The following is an 18,579-nucleotide window of genomic DNA, read 5'->3' as shown; positions in this document are numbered from 1 at the left end:
CGTTGGAGAAACAACATGCTGGATGCCTACATTTATGACGGAATTCGATCTCCCTTTGGCAAGCAGGCGGGTGCTTTGGCAAGCATGCGCCCGGATGATCTCCTGGCGCAGGTGTTTGCAAAGCTCCTGACCCGTAGCGGTGTGGATCCCGCACAACTGGATGACATCGTTGTCGGTTGCGCGAATCAGGCAGGCGAAGATAGCCGGTGCGTGGCGCGCCACGCCGGGCTGCTCGCCGGATTGCCGGTTGAACTTGGCGGCACCGTGGTGCAGCGCAACTGCGGTAGCGGGTTGGGCGCGCTCATTACGGCGGCGCACGCATTGACGTCAGGAGAGGGCGCGCTGATGCTTGTGGGGGGTGTGGAAAGCATGAGTCGCGCGCCATTTGTGGTGGGCAAGGCGGAAGCCGCCTACAGCAGAGCCATGACGGTGTTTGACTCTGCGGTGGGCGTGCGTTTTCCCAATCCAGAAATCAGTGCCGCATATGGCGACGACAGCATGCCTCAGACGGCCGACAATCTGGCCATTGAATATGGCATAACGAGAGAGCACGCAGACAACTTTGCTCACGCATCGCAGGAAAAATACCGCGAGGCCAACGAACGCGGCTGGTTCGACGACGAGCGGACCGCGATCGATTTGCCTGCCAAAGGCAGAAGGGCCGCTGCCAGCGTGGTCGGCGATGAACACCCAAGATCTACCACGGTGCAGGCACTCGCCTCGTTGCGAACATTGAACGCTCAAGGTGTGACCACTGCAGGCAACGCATCCGGCATCAATGATGGGGCTGCGGCACTGTTGGTGGGCAATTCGGCGATCGGGGAGCGCTTGGGGCTCATGCCGCTGGCGCGGATTGTATCGAGTGCCGTCTGTGGTGTACCGCCCCGGATCATGGGTATCGGTCCGGTGCCCGCGACCGTGAAAGCGCTGGCCCGCGCGCAGCTCGATGTTGCCGACCTTGGGGTCATTGAGATCAATGAAGCGTTCGCGGCTCAGGCACTTGCCTGCATGAAAGGATTGGGCATGTCGCTGGACGATGAGCGTGTCAATCCAAATGGTGGCGCAATCGCATTGGGCCACCCACTGGGCGCCTCTGGGGTAAGGCTGGCGTTGACCGCAAGCAGGCAATTGCACACGGCAGGAGAAAAATATGCAGTGGCCACGATGTGCATCGGGGTAGGCCAGGGGATCAGTGTTGTGCTTGAACGCTGCTGACATGTTATGCAAGGACACTTTATGCAAGCACAAACTTATGAGCAGAATGAAGCCGCGCGAGATGCGGTGAGCATGGGCAATAGCGGCTTTGACTGGCGTGATCCTTTCCTCATTGACCAGTTTCTTACTGATGATGAGCGCATGATGCGCGATAGCGTGGCAGCTTACGCCAAACAAAAGTTAATGCCCAGGATAGTGCAGGCGCATCGGCATGAAACCTTCGATATCGAGATAATGCGCGAAATGGCGGAGCTTGGCCTATTGGGTGCAAATCTTCAAGGGTACGGCTGTGCCGGCATAGGCTATGTCGCGTATGGCCTGATATCCCGCGAGCTGGAGAGAATAGACTCCAGCTATCGGTCTGCCCTCGGCGTGCAAAGCACGTTGACCATGGTTCCCATTTACCTGTTCGGCACTGAAGCGCAGCGCACGCACTGGTTGCCCAAACTGGCCCGGGCGGACGTGCTGGGCTGCTTTGGTCTGACCGAGCCGCAGTCGGGATCAGACCCTGCCTCCATGGCATCCAGGGCTCGAAAAGTGGACGGCGGGTATCGTCTGAGCGGAGCCAAGACCTGGGTAAGCCACGCCAACATTGCCGACTTGTTCATTATCTGGGCCAAGGATGACACCGGTATGGTCCGGGGATTCATCCTGGAGCGCGGGATGGATGGGCTGGCAACGGCGAAGATCGAGGGTAAGTTCGCCGTCAGGGCTTCGCCCACCGGCCAGATTTTCATGGACGATGTATTTGTGCCGGAGGACCATGTGTTGCCTGCCGCCCAAGGGCTTTCCGCGCCCTTTGCCTGCCTGGCCAATGCGCGCTTTGGCATATGCTGGGGAGCGATCGGGGCGGCTGAGTTCTGCTGGCATACAGCCAGGGATTATGTGCTGGAGCGGCAGCAGTTTGGCAGACCTCTCGCAGCGAGCCAGCTTATACAGAAAAAACTGGCTGACATGCAGACTGAAATTACCCTTGGACTGCTGGCCTGCCTGCATGTCAGCAGGCTGCGGGAGGCTCAGAAGGCCACGCCGGAGATGATTTCGCTGCTCAAGCGAAACTGTGCCGGCAAAGCGCTGGAGGTGGCACGGACCGCCCGCGACATGCTGGGGGGCAATGGCATCAGCGACGAATATCATGTGGTGCGCCATCTGATGAATCTCGAGGCGGTCAATACGCTCGAAGGCACACACGATATTCATGCGTTGGTCTTAGGGCGTGCGCAGACAGGCATCGCCGCTTTTTCCTGAGGACACACATGAGCGCCGTTATGAGCAAAACCATGAAAGCACTATCTCGCCATGACATATTGGCCAGGATGCTGCGCCCTGGCTCCATTGCAATTGTCGGTGCCTCATCGCAACTGTCCAAAGTCAATGGTCGGCCGCTCAAGCACCTGCTGGAAAAGGGCTATCCGGGTCGCATTTACCCAGTCAATCCTAAGTACCAGGAGATTGCCGGTCTGACGTGCTATCCCAGCGTTGATGCGTTGCCGGAAGCCCCTGATCTGGCTGTCGTCGTCGTTCCGGCACAAGAAGTCGCGACAAGCCTGATAGCCTTGGGAAAAAAGGGTGCGCGAGCCGCGGTCGTATTCAGCTCGGGATTTGGCGAGACGGGAGAACACGGCCTTGCCAATGAACATATGCTGCGCGACATCGCACGGGAATATGGGATGGTGGTTTGCGGCCCTAACTGTCTCGGCTTTATCAATGCGTTCGAACAGGTGTATGCCACCTTTAGTCAATATGCCGATGGCGACGTCGATTCCGGACCAGTGGGTTTTGTCACTCAGTCGGGGGCATTCGGAACCGCCATTGCGGCGTTGGCGAGAGACCGGGGACTTGGCTTGGGCTACTTCGTCAATACGGGCAACGAAGCGGATGCAACGTTCTGCGAGTTGATGCATGTTGTCGTGGAGGACCCCAGGATAAGCGTTGTAGCCGGTTATCTTGAAGGTATTCGGGATGGCGAAAGCCTGATCAACCTGGCGAGACGTTGTCATGCACTTGGAAAGCCACTGGTGCTGGTAAAAGTGGGGAGAACGACGTCTGGCGCCCGGGCTGCCTCATCGCATACCGGCGCGCTGGCTGTCGAGGACGCGCTGTTCGACTCGGTCGCAAGACAATATGGCATTCTGCGCGCCGGCAATGAAGAGCAACTGCTTGACATGGTTCAGGCTTTATCGGGATGCGCACTCCCTGCGGGGAATGGGCTTGGAATTGTGACGCAATCTGGTGGCGCGGGCGTCATGATGACTGATCGCGCAGAGGAACTGGGCATGACTGTACCCGCTCCACAAGCTGAAACCAGCGTTGCGCTGGCAGCGGTCATGCCCGCGTTCGGATCCAGCGGCAACCCGGTTGATGTGACAGGGCAGTTTGTCGCAGAGCCGCAGTTACTTCGAGATGCTGTCTTGCTGCTGCTGGCGGATGCGCGGGTTCATGTAGGCATTATCTGGATACAGCTGATGCATGCGCATGCGGACATGCTGGTCGATCTGCTTGCAGAGATTCGCGCAAGAACGGATACCCCCTTTCTGATCTGTTGGGTGGCGGCGCCGTCGGGCATGGCCAGACGGTTGCGCGAGAAAGGCGTCGTGATGTTTGGCGCTGGCGAACGTGCTGTGGAGGCTGCCGCCGCGCTGTCGCGGTACGCCGTCATACGCGAAGCCTGGGCTTGTCCAGAGCATGAGATGCGTGACCCGCCGCCCGCGCATCTGGCGCTGAAGGATGGACCGGTGCCTACCGTTGAAGCGGTGGCGTTGCTGAGCCGCGCGGGGGTCACCATGGCTCCGGTTGTGCTGGCGAAAAATGCCGGTCAGGCCGTGCAGGCGTGGCGCCAGTTCAGTGCGCCGGTTGCACTCAAAATCGAGTCGCCGGACATTCTGCATAAAACCGACATTAGTGGTGTGGTGCTCAACCTGAATGACGCGGCAGATATTCAGTCAGCGTTTGACTCGCTCATGGATCGCAGCCATGCCCGTGTGCCAGAGGCCAAGCTGCTGGGCGTCATTGTTCAGCCAATGCAGGCAGGCGACATTGAGCTTGTAGTGGGCATCAAGCGCGATAACGTATTTGGCGCCATGGTCATGGTTGGCTACGGCGGCATTTTTCTGGAAACGTTGCGCGATGTGGTTTTTCGTCGCGCTCCGTTCACAGAACGCGAGGCGCGGAGCATGCTGGCGGAGATGCGCATGCGGCCGATACTGGATGGCGTTCGTGGGCGACCGGGCGCGGACATCGACAAACTGTGCAGCCTGCTGTCCCGTTTATCGTACTGGGCAGCATCGGTCGCGTCGCAGCTGGCAGAGCTGGATCTGAATCCTTTATTAATAGACTCCGATGGTCCGGTTGGAGTCGATAGCATCATGATCATTCGGACCAAAACATAGCATATATAGGCCCAGGAATAGGCCTCAATACCGAATTCCGCAAGGCGGAAGAGGAGACAAGCATGTTACAGGAGAGTTTCAGAGCGATCGCAATACCCTCATTATTTTCAATAACCGCATTGGCAGGCAGCCTGGCAGCGACACCGTCATGGGCTCAGGACAAGTACCCTTCTCATGCGATTACGCTGATCACACCCTACAGCACGGGCGGTGATTCGGACCTCGCCGCCCGAAATTTCAGCGCTGTTGCGCAGAAGCACTTTGGACAGCCCGTTGTGGTCATCAACAAGCCGGGTGCCAGCGGCGTGATCGGTTCCGAGCAGGGCAGAATGGCACCGCCAGATGGATATACCCTGCTGCTTTCAAGACCTGGTTCACAAGCGATTCTTCCTGCGATAGCGCCGTCGAAAACCAACTACAAGTGGAGCGACTTCACGCCAATAGGGTTGTTGGAGCTGAACCCCTACGGCTGTTATGTAAAGGGTACGTCCTCCTACAAGACATATAAAGACCTGGAAACCGCATTGCGCACCAATGCCGGCAAAATGAATTATGGGTCGGCCGGTTCCTTGACGACCAATGACATGGGGCCGAAGCTGCTCTTCAACATCCTTGGCCTGAAGACTTTACCTACACAGATACCCTACAAAGGCACCGGAGAAGCGACCAGTGCCCTGTTGGCTGGGCAAGTCGATTTTTCCTGCAGCAGCATAGGACCAGCCTATGGTCTGATCAAGGCTGGCAACCTGCGCGCCTTGTTTGTGACAACGCCTGAGCGTCTGAAAACCCTGCCTGATGTGCCCACTGCGTCCGAACTGGGCATAAAGAAGATGAATCAAATCACCGGGTGGAGTGGCATTTCGGGGCCGCCGAATATGCCACCTGAATTGGTACAGAAGATCTGGTCGTTTATGGAGCAGACCGGTAAAGATCCAAAATGGATCCAGGCTACCGAAAATGCCGGCTCGGTTCCTTACATGAAAGGTCCGGACGAGGCAGCGGCATTTACCGAGGAGCAGTTCAAGGTCTATCGTGAACTTGGCGAATCTCTGGACATGATAGACAAGACGATGTAAAGACAGGAGAGGCGCAGTGGCTTGCGCGCCTCTCCTTTCTATAACGGCGATTCGGCGTGATAACGCGTATGGTTCTGCTCATCGAACAGCGCGCACAAAGCCTGTGTGATGGGCTTCTTGCTGTGCTGAAGGCGCTCGAGCATACCCACCGCGCGCATAATGGGGCGACCCGGCAGCGGCTTGACGATAAGCTGCTGCTCGGACCATTCTGCATTGGCAAGATGGGGCACGATGGCCACGCCATAGTGCTGTCGAACCAATTGTGCAATGGCCTCGATAGAGTTGAGTTCCATGGCGATGGTTGGGGCGACTTCCAGCATGTCCAGTGCGTAGTTCACGAGCCGCCCTGTCCATAGCGACCTATCGAACTGCAGAAAAGGTTCGGTGCGGAGCAATTCGAGCACGGGCTTGCGGCCAGACGCCAAGGGCGCAATGAGTACCAGGGGCTCCTGGTAGAACGGCGTCCACATCAGCCCGTCCGGCACGAAACCCGGCGGTTCGGTCACTACCGCCGCATCCAGCTCGCCCTCGGAAACCATTCTCGCGAATTGCGCCGATTGGCCTGCAAACAGGCGAACATCCAGGGCGGGATAATCCCGTTTGATGTGCGCCAGCGCACTGCCAAAAGAACCCATCAGTGCCGATACCAGGGCGCCGATGTGCAAGGTGCCCCGCAGAACGCCATCGGCGCGAATACGCAGGCTGTCGTAGTCCGAAACGATGGCATTCAGCCGCGCCAGTACTTGCCGGCCGTCGGGGGTTACGGTGAGTGAATGTGCGCCGCGCTCAAACATCCTGATCTCAAGCTCGTTTTCGAGATTCTTGATCTGCAGGCTGACGGCTGCCTGGGTCAAACCGATCTGGCGGCCAGCCTCGGCAAAACTGCCCAGCCGGGCTGCGGCAAGCGCCGTGCGAAATTGCCGTATGGAAGACATGATTGCCTATAAAAAATACTTGGTCTGAACAAAATAATTAATAGTTTTACTTTTGTCAAAGAGAAAGGCATGATGACTTATCCCCTTCCAGGCATTTGGACGCGAGGCAATGGCTAATCCAACCGAAACTTTACATGTGGATGTGTGGCGCGGTGGCGCGCAAGGCGAGTACCAAACGTTTGAGGTGCCGCGCCGCGAAAGCCAGACCGTGCTGGATGTTGTGACCTATATCCAACGCTATCAGGACGCCACGCTCTCTTACCGGTTTGCCTGCCGGGTAGGGATGTGCGGCTCGTGCGCCATGCAGGTCAATGGCGTTGCCCGCTGGACCTGTCGGACTCATGTTGCCAAGGTGTGCCCGGGCAACCGCTTGCAATTGGCGCCATTGTCCAACCTGCCTGTTGTCAAGGATCTGGTTGTCAACATGGATGATTTTTTCAACAAAATGCAGGCGGCGCGGGGGCGGTTTCTGGGCGCAAGCACGCGCGATGAACCTGTCGCCCTGGTAAAGCCGGACTCGCCTGCCCGGCAGGAGGCTGAAGCGGGCATCGAATGCATAGGCTGCGGCGTGTGTTATTCCTCATGCGATGTCGTGAGCTGGCGGCCTGACTTTCTTGGCCCTGCCGCGCTGAATCGCGCCTGGACACTGGTGAATGATGAGCGGGATATCGACGGGCAAATGCGTCTGGCCGCGGTGGCAGGCGATGCGGGCTGCCACGCCTGTCACACACAAGGTTCCTGTACGGTGCGTTGTCCCAAGCATCTGTCGCCAACTGCCAGTATTGCGGGACTCAAGCGTACGGTGAGCAGGGCGGTCATGCGCGGCGAGCGGTTTGAAACAACCGGAGAGTCATGATGAATAGCCATGCCATCAAATCTGTTCGTCGCTGGTACTGGCAGCGCGTGACCGCCATGGTGATGACGGTGTTTGTGCTGATTCATATCGTCGTCATTGTGTACGCCATACAGGGAGGGCTGAGCGCCGAAGAGATTCTTGCCCGTACACGCGCAAGCCTGATCTGGGGACTCTTTTATACGGTGTTTGTCGGACTCGTGGCGGTGCATGCTTCCATTGGTTCGCGAACGGTATTGCTTGAGTGGTTCAGACTGAAGGACAGCACGGCGGGGATTGCCGCCAACCTGTTGGCCTTGGCGCTGCTGGTATTGGGATGGCGGGCGGTCTGGGCCGTTACGTTCGGAGGCGCAGCGTGAAGAGGAATGATTTTCGCGCACGATCGCATGCCAGTTGGATCGCATTCTGCATCCACCGCATTTCGGGAATATTGCTCACGCTGTTTCTGCCGATTCACTTCTGGACGTTGGGGCTTGCGCTGGAAGGCGAGGCAAGCCTGGATTCGGCGCTGAGATGGTACGAGGCACCCGTCTTCAAATTCGGAGAATGGGCCTTGGTGTTTCTGCTGGCCGCTCACGCGCTGGGAGGCTTGCGTATTTTGCTGATCGAGTTCCGCCCGTGGCGCGGACTGCGGCGGGGTTGGATTGCCGCCAGTCTTGGCACCGCATTGGCGGTCTCTGTCGTTTTCATTGTTGCAGCACTGAATTGAGTCACATCATGAAAGAAATCGATTATGGCCAGGTGGAGGAAGCGTCCCGCGAACTGTACATACGAGCATTGAAATTGTTGCCCGACGATATCAAGCAAGGATTCGGCACCTTGCAGGGTATGGAAACATCGGAACGCGCGCGCACTATTCTCGACACCATGGTCACCAATATCAAGGTCGCCGAGTCCAACAACAATCTGCTGTGCCAGGATACGGGGATACCGATATACAACGTATTTCTCGGGCGCAATGTCGCTGTGGATGGCTGGCGCCTGAAACAGGCCATACGCAAGGGCTGCGAACGCGCAACGCGGGAACATCCGTTGCGCTCCAGCGTGGTTCATCCGATTAGCCGGGAAAACAATCACACCTCCTGTGGCATCGGCGTGCCGGTGATTCACGTGGATTTCGTCGAAGCGCCCGACACGCTGGAAATTCAGATGATTCCAAAAGGCAGCGGATCCGAGAACAACTCCTTTCTGCGAATGGCGATACCTGCTGAAGGCCTGGCGGCGGTCAAGCGTTTTGTGATCGACTGCGTCATCAATGCTGGCGGTCGCACCTGTCCACCGACCATTGTGGGTGTTGGCGTGGGAGGAACATCCGACCTATGTGTTCATCTGGCCAAAATGGCCGCAACGCGAAAACTCGGCTCAGCCTGTGATGACCCCTTGGGCGCGGAACTGGAGCGGGAACTGTCTGTTGCGGTCAACAAGCTGGGCGTTGGGCCGCAGGGTCTGGGAGGCGATGCGACTTCCTTTGCCGTGCATGTGGAGTTGGCTGCCACGCATATCACCATGAATCCTGTGGCCGTGAACATGCAATGCCATTCGGCGCGGCGCGCCCTGGCGCGATTGGGCAATGGCGAGATCGAATACGGATTCTGAAAAGAGAGAGGCGCGATCATGGCTCATTACGAACTCGATATGCCCGTGACGCAGGCCCAGATACGGGAACTGCATGTCGGGGATACGGTAACACTGCAGAAAACCCTTTTTGGAATACGCGACGCGACGTATATCGCGATGTTCGACAAGGGGAGAACAACGCGTTTTGACTTGGAAGGTCATGCTGTCATCCACACGGCGCCCAATGTGCGCAAGGTGGAGGTGTCCGAAGAATTCCCGGCAGGCTATCAGTCGGTCTGCATCGGCACAACGACCTCTTCCCGCATGGAACGCTTTACCCGTCAGCTGATGTCACAGTGCGGTGTGCGCATCATTATCGGAAAAGGGGGAATGCATGAGGGATCGCTCAAGGCATTCCAGGAACTCGGGGGGGTCTACCTTGGCATTGTCGGCGGCACCGCCGCGCTGGAAACAACCTGGATAGAGCAGATCGAGGATGTGGACCTGGATGACCTGAATCCAGAATCATTATGGAAGTTTCGCATACGCGACTTTGGCCCGTTGCTGGTCGCCATGGACAGTCATGGCGCTTCGCTGTACGACCAGATCAGCGACGACGTTCAAAGCCGCCGGGACGCGATTCTTGCGTCGCTGGGGGCCTCATGATGCCCGCTGTCGACGTGGTCACGACGGATGTCCTGATCCTGGGCTCAGGCGGGGCGGGGCTGTTTGCAGCATTGCATGCGCACGATGCAGATCCCTCGCTGGACATCACGGTAGCAGTTAAAGGGTTGCTGGGGAAATGCGGCTGTACCCGTATGGTTCAGGGCGGCTACAACGTTGCGCTCGCGGCGGGTGACTCGCCCGAACGGCATTTCATGGACACCATCACCGGCGGCAAATGGCTGCCCGATCAAGACTTGGCGTGGACATTGGTCAATACGGCAATCAAGCGGATTCACGAGCTCGAAAATGAGCTGGGCTGCTTTTTCGATCGCAATCCAGACGGCTCCCTGCATCAGAAAGCGTTTGCCGGCCAGACATTCGACCGTACCGTTCACAAAGGCGATCTCACTGGCATAGAGATCATCAATCGTTTGGCTGAGCAGGTCTGGGCGCGCAACATCAAGCGTTTGGAAGAGCATCGCGCCATTGAGCTGATTCCTTGCGCCGACGGCAGTGCGATCGCGGGCGTCCTGATGATCGACATACGCACGGGCAGCTATCGCCTGGTGCGGGCTAAAGCGGTCTTGCTTGCCACGGGTGGCGGGCCCACGATGTATAAATTCCATACCCCATCAGGCGACAAAAGCTGCGACGGGCTGGCCATGGCCTTGAGGGCGGGGCTCGGCCTTCGCGACATGGAGATGGTGCAGTTTCATCCCACCGGCCTGTTGGCCGGGCCGGATACGCGCATGACGGGCACGGTGCTGGAAGAAGGCTTGCGCGGTGCGGGCGGCCATCTGTTGAATGGCGATCACGAGCGTTTCATGCACAACGTGGACGCGCGTGGCGAGCGGGCCACGCGCGATGTTGTCTCGCGAGGCATCTTCGCGGAGATGCGTGCCGGCCGCACGTCGCCCCATGGCGGTGTATACATCAAGATGAGCCATCTTGGCGCAGACAAAGTGCGTAAGCAGTTCAAAGGCATGGTGGAGCGTTGTGCGGACTGTGGATTCGATTTGGCCGGAGGCCTGGTAGAGGTGGTTCCCACCGCGCACTACATGATGGGGGGCGTGGTCTTCAAGCCCGATTGCAGTACAGCATGGCCCGGGCTGTTTGCCGCCGGGGAGGACACAGGCGGCGTGCATGGCGCCAACCGTCTGGGTGGCAATGGGGTTGCCAACTCCACTGTATTTGGCGGCATTGCGGGCGACAGTATCGCAAAATGGGTCAAGGACAAGCCGCTGAGGGAGTACAGGCAAGAGAAGATCGAACATGCCATCGAAGCTGTCGAACGGCCTTTCGGCGTGCCGGCGGGGGATCTTCATGGATTGCGGGAAAGGCTGGCCGAATGTATGTGGAACGATGCCGGCATTGTTCGCGATCAGGCGGGACTGCGGCGCGCCGCTGCTGAGCTGGAGGTGCTGCATGAGGCGCTGTTGAACACCGGTCTGGAGGACAGCAACCGCGCGTTCAACCTGACCTGGCAAGACTGGCTTAACATCGACAGCCTGATTCATGTCAGCAAGGCGATTGTTCATGCAGCGCTTGCACGCGAGGATTCTCGTGGCGCGCATTTTCGCGAAGACTTCCCGGAGGTGCGCGACCTTGAGAACTCCTGGTTTTCGGTCATCCATCTACACAATGACAGCTTGCAGCTTACGCGCCAGCCTGTCATGTTCACACGCGTATCCCCTGGCAATACAATTCTGAACGATCAAGATCTTGCGGCAGCCCAGGCTTGATGGTCGAAATCATGCATGCCGGCACAACTGTTGCACGCGATACCGCAGGCAAGACACATAGTATTCATATAAGGAGTGATTGATGAGCGGCCCCATGCGTGGTTCAGATATGCTGGTAAGTTCAATGAGGCAGGCAGGCATTCACACACTGTTCAGCCTGTCTGGCAATCACATCATGCCTATCTATGACGCTTTGCTCGGTCAGAACATCAGGTTGGTGCATGCACGACACGAAGGCGCGGCAGTGCATATGGCTGACGCTTGGGCTCGCCTGAAAGGCGAGGTGGGCGTCGCCCTGGTAACGGGCGGCCCGGGCCACGCCAATGCCGTGTCCGCGCTGTACACGGCATTGATGTCCGAGTCTCCGGTGATATTGCTGTCTGGCCATGCACCTCTGTCGCGTCGAGGCTATGGCGCCTTCCAGGAAATGGATCAGGTGGCGATGGCCTTGCCCGCGGTCAAGGCGGCGTGGGTCTGCGGCAGCGCCGACGAGCTCGCCCATGATTTTGCCAAGGCCTGCCAGATTGCGCTATCAGGCAGACCAGGGCCCGTGCATCTCAGTCTGCCAACGGATGTACTGGAGGCGCTCGCCAATAACCAGCAATTGCCCGCTGCCGACCGCTACCAGGCCGTTGCCCAAGCCTTGCCGGACACAGCGGCACTGGAAATGTTGACGCAATTGCGGCAAGCCGAACGCCCTATGGTGGTGCTTGGCCCCCAAGGCTTGACCGATGCCGGTCGCGCCGCCGTTGCATCGCTTCAGGCGGCCCTGGGGATACCGGTTGTGGCCACAGAAAGCCCGCGCGGCGGCAATGATCCCAGCCTTGGCGCCTGGGCGTCGGCATTAAGCCAGGCGGATTGCATTTTGCTTGTCGGCAAGAAGCTGGACTTCACGCTTGGTTTCGGACAAGCGCCGGTCGTTGCGCCAGAATGCATCTTCCTTCAAGTCGATGCCGATGAGGCAGAGTTCGCGCGATCCGTCCAGGCCGTGGGAAAGCGATTGCAGTTGCGCCATCAGGCAGATGTGCCCGCTGCGCTGCAAACGTTTACCCGTCTGGCGGCGGGTCAGCAAAGTGACGCCCATCGGGCATGGCAAAAGCAAGTGGCGTCCGATCTCGCCTATCGGCCCTTCGGCTGGCATGAGGCCGCTCCGGATCCCAGCGGCTCTGTGCATCCCGCTCAAGTATGCCGGTGCGTGCAGGATGTGCTCAACCGCCACAAGGACGCTGTACTCGTGGTCGACGGCGGCGAGTTTGGCCAGTGGGCCCAGGCCTGCCTGACAGCGCCTCACAGGATCATCAACGGTGCGGCAGGCGCCATCGGCGCTGCCCTGCCTATGGCCGTGGCGGCCAAGCTGGCTTATCCCGAAGCGCCTGTCGTTGCCCTGATGGGAGATGGCACGTTCGGCTTTCATTGCGCGGAGCTGGATACGGCGTTGCGCAATCAGGCGCCCATCCTTTGCGTGGTGGGCAATGATGCGCGCTGGAATGCGGAATATCAAATTCAGGTTAGAGACTACGGCGCGGATCGCACGATAGGCTGCGAACTGTTGCCTTCGCGTTACGATAAGGTTGCCGCGGCCTTTGGCGGCCATGGCGAATGGGTGGCGTCATTGCAGGCCCTGCCTGTGGCCTTGGACGATGCGGCCGCATCGGGCTTGCCCGCATGCATCAACGTGATGCTGGCAGGTCTTCCCGCGCCCGTCATGCGACGTGCGTAGCCTTATCCGGACAACGAATTGATGAGTATTTGGCTGGTTCTGGCTGTGGGCAGTATTGCTGCGGGCTTTGTGCAAGGCCTGGCGGGCTTTGGCTTCGGGCTGGTGGCGTTGAGCGTATGGTCGTGGTTCATCCAGCCCAGCATGATGGTGCCGCTGATCGTGTTCGGATCGCTGGTCGGGCAGTTGCTGGCAGTTGGATCCCTTCGCCATGGATTCAGCCTGCGCCGTCTTTTTCCTTTTTTGATAGGCGGCATCCTGGGCGTGCCAACCGGGTTATGGCTCTTGACCCTGATGGATCCCTTGTTCTTCAAGTTCGGTGTGGGATTGCTGCTGGCGGTGTATTGCCTGACCGCATTATGGATAGCGCATATTCCACGTATTACAGTGGGCGGCCGCGTTGCCGACGGCGTGATTGGATGGGTAGGCGGAACCATGAGCGGGTTTGGGGGCTTGCCGGGGGCCGTGCCTACCTTGTGGTGTCAGCTCAGAGGCTGGCCTAAAGACCAGCAGCGCACTGTCTTTCAAGCATTCAACTTATTCATGCACATGCTGACCATCACCGCATTTGCGGCAAATGGCCTGATCACGCGCGAGATGACAGGGTATTTTGCAGTGGTCGGTGCAGCCATTCTCTTACCCTCCCTGCTCGGCATTCGCCTGTACAGGCGTTTTTCCGACAGTTCCTTCAGAGGCATGGTCTTAGTCATGCTGACGATATCGGGGATCATGCTGCTGATCTCGACGGCGCCCCAGGTTTGGCGCTTGCTCTAACTGAAAGGCCTGGGGCGCAGAGGCTTACTGTGCAATGCTGATATTGCGTTCCGCAATGACACCGGCCCACATCTTGGATTCCTTGTCGATTTCCTGGGCGAACGCTTCCGGCGTATTGGCAATGGGCGTCATCCCTTGATCGGCCAGGCGCTTCTTGATGTCTGGTTGCGCCAGTACGTCGGCTGTATCCTGCTGGATTTTGTGAATGATCTCATTTGGCGTGCCTGCCGGAGCAATAAAGCCGAACCAGCCATAGTTCTCGAACCCCTTCAGGCCAGCCTCGTCGGCGGTGGGAACATTGGGCAGCATGGGCGCGCGCTTGCTGCTGGTGACCGCCAGCGCGTTGATACGTCCAGATTCGTACAAGGGTGTGACGGCGCCGATATTGCCGACCACAACATCAATCTGACCCGCCATCAGGTCCGTATACGAGGCGGCTTCCCCCCGATAAGGCACGTGCGTCATGTCTATGCCTGCGGAGTATGAAAAGTTCTCTCCGGCCATATGCACCTGGCTCCCCAGGCCCGCGGAACCCATATTGATCGTCTTTGGATTCTTCTTGGCCATGTCGATCAGTTCTTTCAGCGTCTTGGCTTTCAGCTGCGTGGAGGTCGCGATGACCATGGGTCCACTGGCGACGTTTGTAATGGGCGCGAAATCCTTTTTGATGTCGAAAGGCAGGTCTTTGTACAAGTGAGGGTTGACAGTCAGTATGCTGCCGGAAGCCATCAGAATGGTATAGCCATCAGGCCGGGCCTTTGCGACAGTGGCGGTGCCTATGTTCCCGCCTGCGCCCAGCTTGTTGTCGACGACAACGGATTGCCCCCATTTCTGGCCGAGCTTGTCGCCAACGAGACGAGCGACGATGTCTGTCGTGCCGCCTGCGGAAAATGGCACAACAATGGTCACGGTGCGCTCGGGCCATGATGCCGCACAGGCGGCCGACATAAAGCCGAGCGAAGCGAGCGTGACGACAGCGAGTTTTTTGATGCGAGCCTGCGTAGTGAATCGGTATTGCATGGACGTCTCCTGATCGGTGTGGGTGGCATTGATTGCCATCTAACGGGCGATACCCAGAACAAACACAGCGACCTCTTTATTGGAAGCCGCTGCGTCTGGGATAGTGCTGATACGGTGTGACCCTGTGCTGCTTTGATTCCGGAACTGTGCTTAGGCGCTTTCGAACAGCCTGGTCAGCACAAACTCGCGATGACCCAGGACTTCAGCCGCTGTCCAACGCCCGTTTGCGGTTTCCAGCATGCATTCAAGCAGCTTGTCTCCTGCTTGATCGAGATCCAGCTCACGTTGAAGCAACGCCGACGTATCCACGTCGATGTGTTCCGACATGGTGCGTACCGTACGAGGATTGGCGCAAAGCTTGATAACCGGCAGAATCGGGTTGCCGATCACGTTGCCCTGGCCGGTGGGGAAGAAGTGAACGGCATAGCCCGAGGCGGCGCACAGTGTCACCATTTCTGCGGCAGCCGAGGACGAATCCATGAACCACAGGCCTTTGCCGGTAGGGGTTTCGGCTTTGTCGAGGACGCCGTCCACCTTGCACTTTTTGCCTATCTTTTGGATATTGCCCATCGCCTTCTCTTCGATGGTTGTCAGGCCACCCGCGATATTGCCCTTGGTGGGCTGGGATTCGGACAAGTCACTGGTCTTCCAGCGGTTGATCATGTCCTGATACCGGTTGAACATGAACATGAAGCGCTCTCGCACTTCGTCATTGGCGCAGCGGTCTGCCACAAACTGCTCGCCGCCGGTGATTTCCGACGTTTCGCCAAAGCACAGCGTGCTGCCAAGCTCATAAAGCTTGTCAAACGCGTTGCCGACCGTCGGATTGCTGCCACAGCCGGATGTCGTGTCGGATTCTCCGCATTTGGTCGATACCCATAGATCGCTGATCGGGCAGGCGGTCCGAGAGAGCCCGGTGGCATAGTGCACGAATTCCTTCGCCTTCTTGGACGCACGCATGATGGTGTCGTGGTCGCCATGCAACTCAATACTGAAACCGGCGACCGGCTTTCCTGTGGCGGCGATGCCATCGACGATGCGCTTAGTCCATCCTTCTTCGATGCCGATCACGATGACAGCTGCCACATTGGGATTGCTGCCCGTGCCGATGAGCGTGCGGAAATGCAGATCCAGATCTTCGCCGAATTGCAGGCGACCATAAGGATGCGGCAGCGCGATCGTGCCTTTGATGTTGTTGGAGACGGCTTCGACTGCTGCGTTGGAGATATCGTCCACGGGCAGAATGACGACGTGGTTGCGGACACCCACGCGCCCGTTGTCGCGACGATACCCCATGAATGTGGTGGATGATGAGATGACGGCCATGTTGAAAATCCTTTCGCTCTAAAGGCGGACTATGTGTGTAGTGGAGACAGCGGCTTACCAGCGCTTGGTCTTGATGTTCTGTACGTGGGCGTGATCCCCCGCCGAGATCGGCGCGACAACCTTGCCAATATCCACGCCGTACTTGAACACTGTGTCGCCGACTTTCATGTCTTTCAGGGCGACCTTATGGCCGATAGGGATGTCCTGTTTTGCGGTTACATGGATCATCTTGTCTTCGTCCATGATCCATGCGGTCAGTTCGGTGCCGGCGGTAAGCCCCTCCACGACGGCGACCGCCACCGTATCTTTAGCGTCATGCAATATGGCGTGAATCATTTTTCCCTCTCTCTAGAAAAGAAGCCGCCGAATGAACCGGGATGGTCGGCCGGCCGATATGCAATTATTAGATAAGCTACTGATATATGTCAAGCAGATCATCTATATGAATTATAAGATATGGGTTAATATAAACTACAACGCAGGAACCGCTGCACGCGATCGCTGATCCGATGACGCTGCGGCGGCTTGTGATGACGTTTTTTCAGGAATAACCATGAGTGCAACGATTTCGCATCTCAGTCCGTCTGGCACCCCGCTGTATCAGCAGGTAAAGCGGGCCGTACTCGGCACGCTTGCGTCCGGAGAATGGAATCAGGGGGAGGCGATCCCCCCCGAGAAAATGCTCGCCCAGCGTTTTGGCGTATCCATAGGCACCTTGCGCAAGGCGATCGATGAGTTGGTCCTCGAGAACATACTCATACGGCATCAGGGGCGCGGCACATTCGTTGCCATCCATGCCCATAACCAGCATTTTTTTCGCTACTTCCGCATCGTTCGCCAGGACGGCGTCAAAACCTATCCAACACCGCAGTTATTGAGTTTTCGGCGCATGCGGGCGAATGGCGAGGCCCGCGAGAAACTGCTGCTGGGGCCGGGTGCCTATGTCTTTGAGTTTGTCAATCTGCTGACGCTGCACGATTCCCAAGTGATGGTCGATACGATTTGCGTGCCGGAAGCCCTGTTCAGCGGGTTGAGCGAAGAGCAAGTCCGCAACCGGCCTGGCACCGTCTATAGCCTGTATCAGGAAGATTTCGGCATCAACGTCATTGGCACCGTCGAGAACGTAAGGGCATGCACTGCGGATGCGGACCATGCGGGCTGGCTGCATGTGCCTCGTGAGACGGCATTGCTGGAAATCCGCAGATTGGCGTTTTCGTACAACCAGCAGCCTGTGGAGTGGCGAGTGTCGCGCGTCAACACAGAGCATTACGAGTATATAGGGCAGGAACACCAGAGCCACTGACGAATGTCGGCGGTCCTCGCATGGCCCCGCTCGTTGTTTTCAACACTGCTTTCGGAGTCCGTTTATGAACATCGTTATTTCAGAATTCATGGATGCTGCGGCTGTGGATGTCCTGCGCCAGCGTTTCGATGTCGTTTACGACCCTGAGCTGGTCGACCGGCCCGACGCGTTGCGGGCGGCTCTGCCCGGCGCGCACGCCTGGATTGTCCGCAATCGCAGTCAGGTGGATGAGTCTATGCTGGCCATCGCCCCTGCGCTCAAAGTGGTGGGCCGGCTGGGGGTGGGGCTGGACAATATCGCGGTACAGGCCTGCCAGAGCAGAAACATAGCGGTGATTCCCGCCGTGGGCGCAAACGCTCAGGCAGTGGCGGAATACGTGATTGCGACAAGCATGATGCTGTTGCGCCGGAGCTATGCCTCTTCTTCCGACGTCGCCAATGGGCGCTGGCCCAGAGCGGAACTGTCCCAGGGCCGGGAAACTGCCGGCAAAACCCTGGGTCTGGTGGGTTTTGGCGGCATCGGCCAGTTGGTAGCGAAGCTGGCACGCGCCTTAGGCATGGAAATCGTCGCCTACGACCCTGCAATTCCCGACAACGCCTCACTTTGGCAAGATTCGGGTGCGAAGCCCATGCCGCTTGATGATCTGCTTGGCGAAGCCGATGTGGTCAGCCTGCATGTGCCCCTGCTTGACAGCACCCGCAAGCTGTTTGATGCCCAGCGTCTGCGCAGGATGAAACAGGGCGCCATTCTGATCAATACCGCCAGAGGCGGCATCGTGGACGAACCCGCGCTGGCCCAGGTGTTGGTGTCCGGGCATTTGGGCGGGGCCGCGCTGGATGTCTATGAAGACGAACCATTGCCGGCCGGCACGGCGCTTTCAGGCATACCAAGCCTGATTCTGACGCCGCATGTCGCAGGCGTGACGAACGAGTCCAACCAGCGCGTCAGCTGGCTGATCGCCGATCGGGTAAGCGCTTATCTACAACAATAATCCAACCCCTTATAC

Annotated in this window: 18 protein-coding genes; 14 read left to right on the top strand and 4 right to left on the bottom strand. The window is 58.2% G+C overall.

Going from position 1 to position 18,579, the window contains the following annotated elements; genetic code table 11:
• Positions 1-15: 15 nt before the first annotated feature.
• The 4 genes from ERE07_RS12875 (at position 16) to ERE07_RS12860 (ending at position 5,680) form a co-directional block, all read left to right on the top strand.
• Positions 16-1,215 carry an acetyl-CoA C-acyltransferase gene (locus tag ERE07_RS12875; RefSeq protein WP_130009333.1) on the top strand — a complete coding sequence of 400 codons (1,200 nt, stop codon included), beginning with the start codon at positions 16-18 and terminating at the stop codon, positions 1,213-1,215.
• Between the two features lie 72 nt (positions 1,216-1,287).
• The gene (locus tag ERE07_RS12870) at positions 1,288-2,463 is read left to right on the top strand and encodes an acyl-CoA dehydrogenase (RefSeq protein ID WP_130009451.1); all 1,176 of its coding nucleotides are present in this window, start codon (positions 1,288-1,290) and stop codon (positions 2,461-2,463) included.
• 32 nt (positions 2,464-2,495) lie between these two features.
• Positions 2,496-4,604, top strand: a complete 2,109-nt coding sequence (locus ERE07_RS12865; RefSeq protein ID WP_245153697.1) for an acetate--CoA ligase family protein — start codon at positions 2,496-2,498, stop codon at positions 4,602-4,604.
• Positions 4,605-4,666: 62 nt separating this feature from the next.
• Positions 4,667-5,680: a Bug family tripartite tricarboxylate transporter substrate binding protein gene (locus ERE07_RS12860; RefSeq protein WP_130009329.1), complete on the top strand. Its 1,014-nt coding sequence runs from the start codon at positions 4,667-4,669 to the stop codon at positions 5,678-5,680.
• Between the two features lie 38 nt (positions 5,681-5,718).
• Here the strand turns inward: ERE07_RS12860 and ERE07_RS12855 are convergent, their stop codons facing one another.
• Positions 5,719-6,615, bottom strand: coding sequence for a LysR family transcriptional regulator (locus ERE07_RS12855; RefSeq protein WP_130009327.1), 897 nt, complete (start codon positions 6,613-6,615; stop codon positions 5,719-5,721).
• Between the two features lie 109 nt (positions 6,616-6,724).
• On the opposite strand from ERE07_RS12855, the gene ERE07_RS12850 reads away from it, so the two are divergent.
• The 8 genes from ERE07_RS12850 (at position 6,725) to ERE07_RS12815 (ending at position 13,924) form a co-directional block, all read left to right on the top strand.
• The gene (locus ERE07_RS12850; RefSeq protein WP_130009325.1) at positions 6,725-7,471 is read left to right on the top strand and encodes a succinate dehydrogenase/fumarate reductase iron-sulfur subunit; all 747 of its coding nucleotides are present in this window, start codon (positions 6,725-6,727) and stop codon (positions 7,469-7,471) included.
• A complete protein-coding gene (locus tag ERE07_RS12845; protein ID WP_245153695.1) occupies positions 7,468-7,827 on the top strand; it encodes a succinate dehydrogenase/fumarate reductase transmembrane subunit in 360 nt (119 codons plus the stop codon). Before ERE07_RS12850 ends, ERE07_RS12845 begins: the two co-directional genes overlap by 4 nt.
• On the top strand, positions 7,824-8,177 hold the full coding sequence (gene sdhC / locus ERE07_RS12840; RefSeq protein WP_130009323.1) for a succinate dehydrogenase, cytochrome b556 subunit: 354 nt from the start codon (positions 7,824-7,826) through the stop codon (positions 8,175-8,177). Before ERE07_RS12845 ends, sdhC begins: the two co-directional genes overlap by 4 nt.
• A gap of 8 nt (positions 8,178-8,185) precedes the next feature.
• Complete coding sequence (locus tag ERE07_RS12835; RefSeq protein ID WP_130009321.1) at positions 8,186-9,064, top strand: fumarate hydratase; 879 nt, start codon at positions 8,186-8,188, stop codon at positions 9,062-9,064.
• An 18-nt stretch (positions 9,065-9,082) separates the two neighbouring features.
• On the top strand, positions 9,083-9,691 hold the full coding sequence (locus tag ERE07_RS12830; protein WP_130009319.1) for a FumA C-terminus/TtdB family hydratase beta subunit: 609 nt from the start codon (positions 9,083-9,085) through the stop codon (positions 9,689-9,691).
• A complete protein-coding gene (locus tag ERE07_RS12825; protein WP_245153694.1) occupies positions 9,688-11,433 on the top strand; it encodes an L-aspartate oxidase in 1,746 nt (581 codons plus the stop codon). Before ERE07_RS12830 ends, ERE07_RS12825 begins: the two co-directional genes overlap by 4 nt.
• 82 nt (positions 11,434-11,515) lie before the next feature.
• The gene (locus tag ERE07_RS12820; protein WP_130009317.1) at positions 11,516-13,153 is read left to right on the top strand and encodes a thiamine pyrophosphate-binding protein; all 1,638 of its coding nucleotides are present in this window, start codon (positions 11,516-11,518) and stop codon (positions 13,151-13,153) included.
• Positions 13,154-13,174: 21 nt separating this feature from the next.
• A complete protein-coding gene (locus tag ERE07_RS12815; protein WP_130009315.1) occupies positions 13,175-13,924 on the top strand; it encodes a sulfite exporter TauE/SafE family protein in 750 nt (249 codons plus the stop codon).
• A gap of 24 nt (positions 13,925-13,948) precedes the next feature.
• Here the strand turns inward: ERE07_RS12815 and ERE07_RS12810 are convergent, their stop codons facing one another.
• From ERE07_RS12810 to ERE07_RS12800, 3 genes are all read right to left on the bottom strand, one after another.
• Positions 13,949-14,944: a Bug family tripartite tricarboxylate transporter substrate binding protein gene (locus ERE07_RS12810; RefSeq protein WP_130009313.1), complete on the bottom strand. Its 996-nt coding sequence runs from the start codon at positions 14,942-14,944 to the stop codon at positions 13,949-13,951.
• A gap of 150 nt (positions 14,945-15,094) precedes the next feature.
• Positions 15,095-16,270 (bottom strand): UxaA family hydrolase, encoded by a 1,176-nt coding sequence (locus ERE07_RS12805; RefSeq protein ID WP_130009311.1) that lies wholly within the window; start codon positions 16,268-16,270, stop codon positions 15,095-15,097.
• A 54-nt stretch (positions 16,271-16,324) separates the two neighbouring features.
• Positions 16,325-16,606 (bottom strand): UxaA family hydrolase, encoded by a 282-nt coding sequence (locus tag ERE07_RS12800; RefSeq protein ID WP_130009309.1) that lies wholly within the window; start codon positions 16,604-16,606, stop codon positions 16,325-16,327.
• Positions 16,607-16,823: 217 nt separating this feature from the next.
• Here ERE07_RS12800 and ERE07_RS12795 point away from each other — a divergent pair, with 217 nt between their 5' ends.
• Both ERE07_RS12795 and ERE07_RS12790 read left to right on the top strand, forming a co-directional pair.
• Positions 16,824-17,573, top strand: a complete 750-nt coding sequence (locus tag ERE07_RS12795) for a GntR family transcriptional regulator (RefSeq protein WP_130009307.1) — start codon at positions 16,824-16,826, stop codon at positions 17,571-17,573.
• Positions 17,574-17,637: 64 nt separating this feature from the next.
• Positions 17,638-18,564: a hydroxyacid dehydrogenase gene (locus ERE07_RS12790; RefSeq protein WP_130009305.1), complete on the top strand. Its 927-nt coding sequence runs from the start codon at positions 17,638-17,640 to the stop codon at positions 18,562-18,564.
• Positions 18,565-18,579 lie beyond the last annotated feature (15 nt).

This window comes from Allopusillimonas ginsengisoli (assembly GCF_004153455.1).
GTDB lineage: Bacteria > Pseudomonadota > Gammaproteobacteria > Burkholderiales > Burkholderiaceae_B > Allopusillimonas > Allopusillimonas ginsengisoli.
Note: the sequence above shows the minus strand (reverse complement) of the source record. Positions and strands in the feature narration are given on the sequence as shown.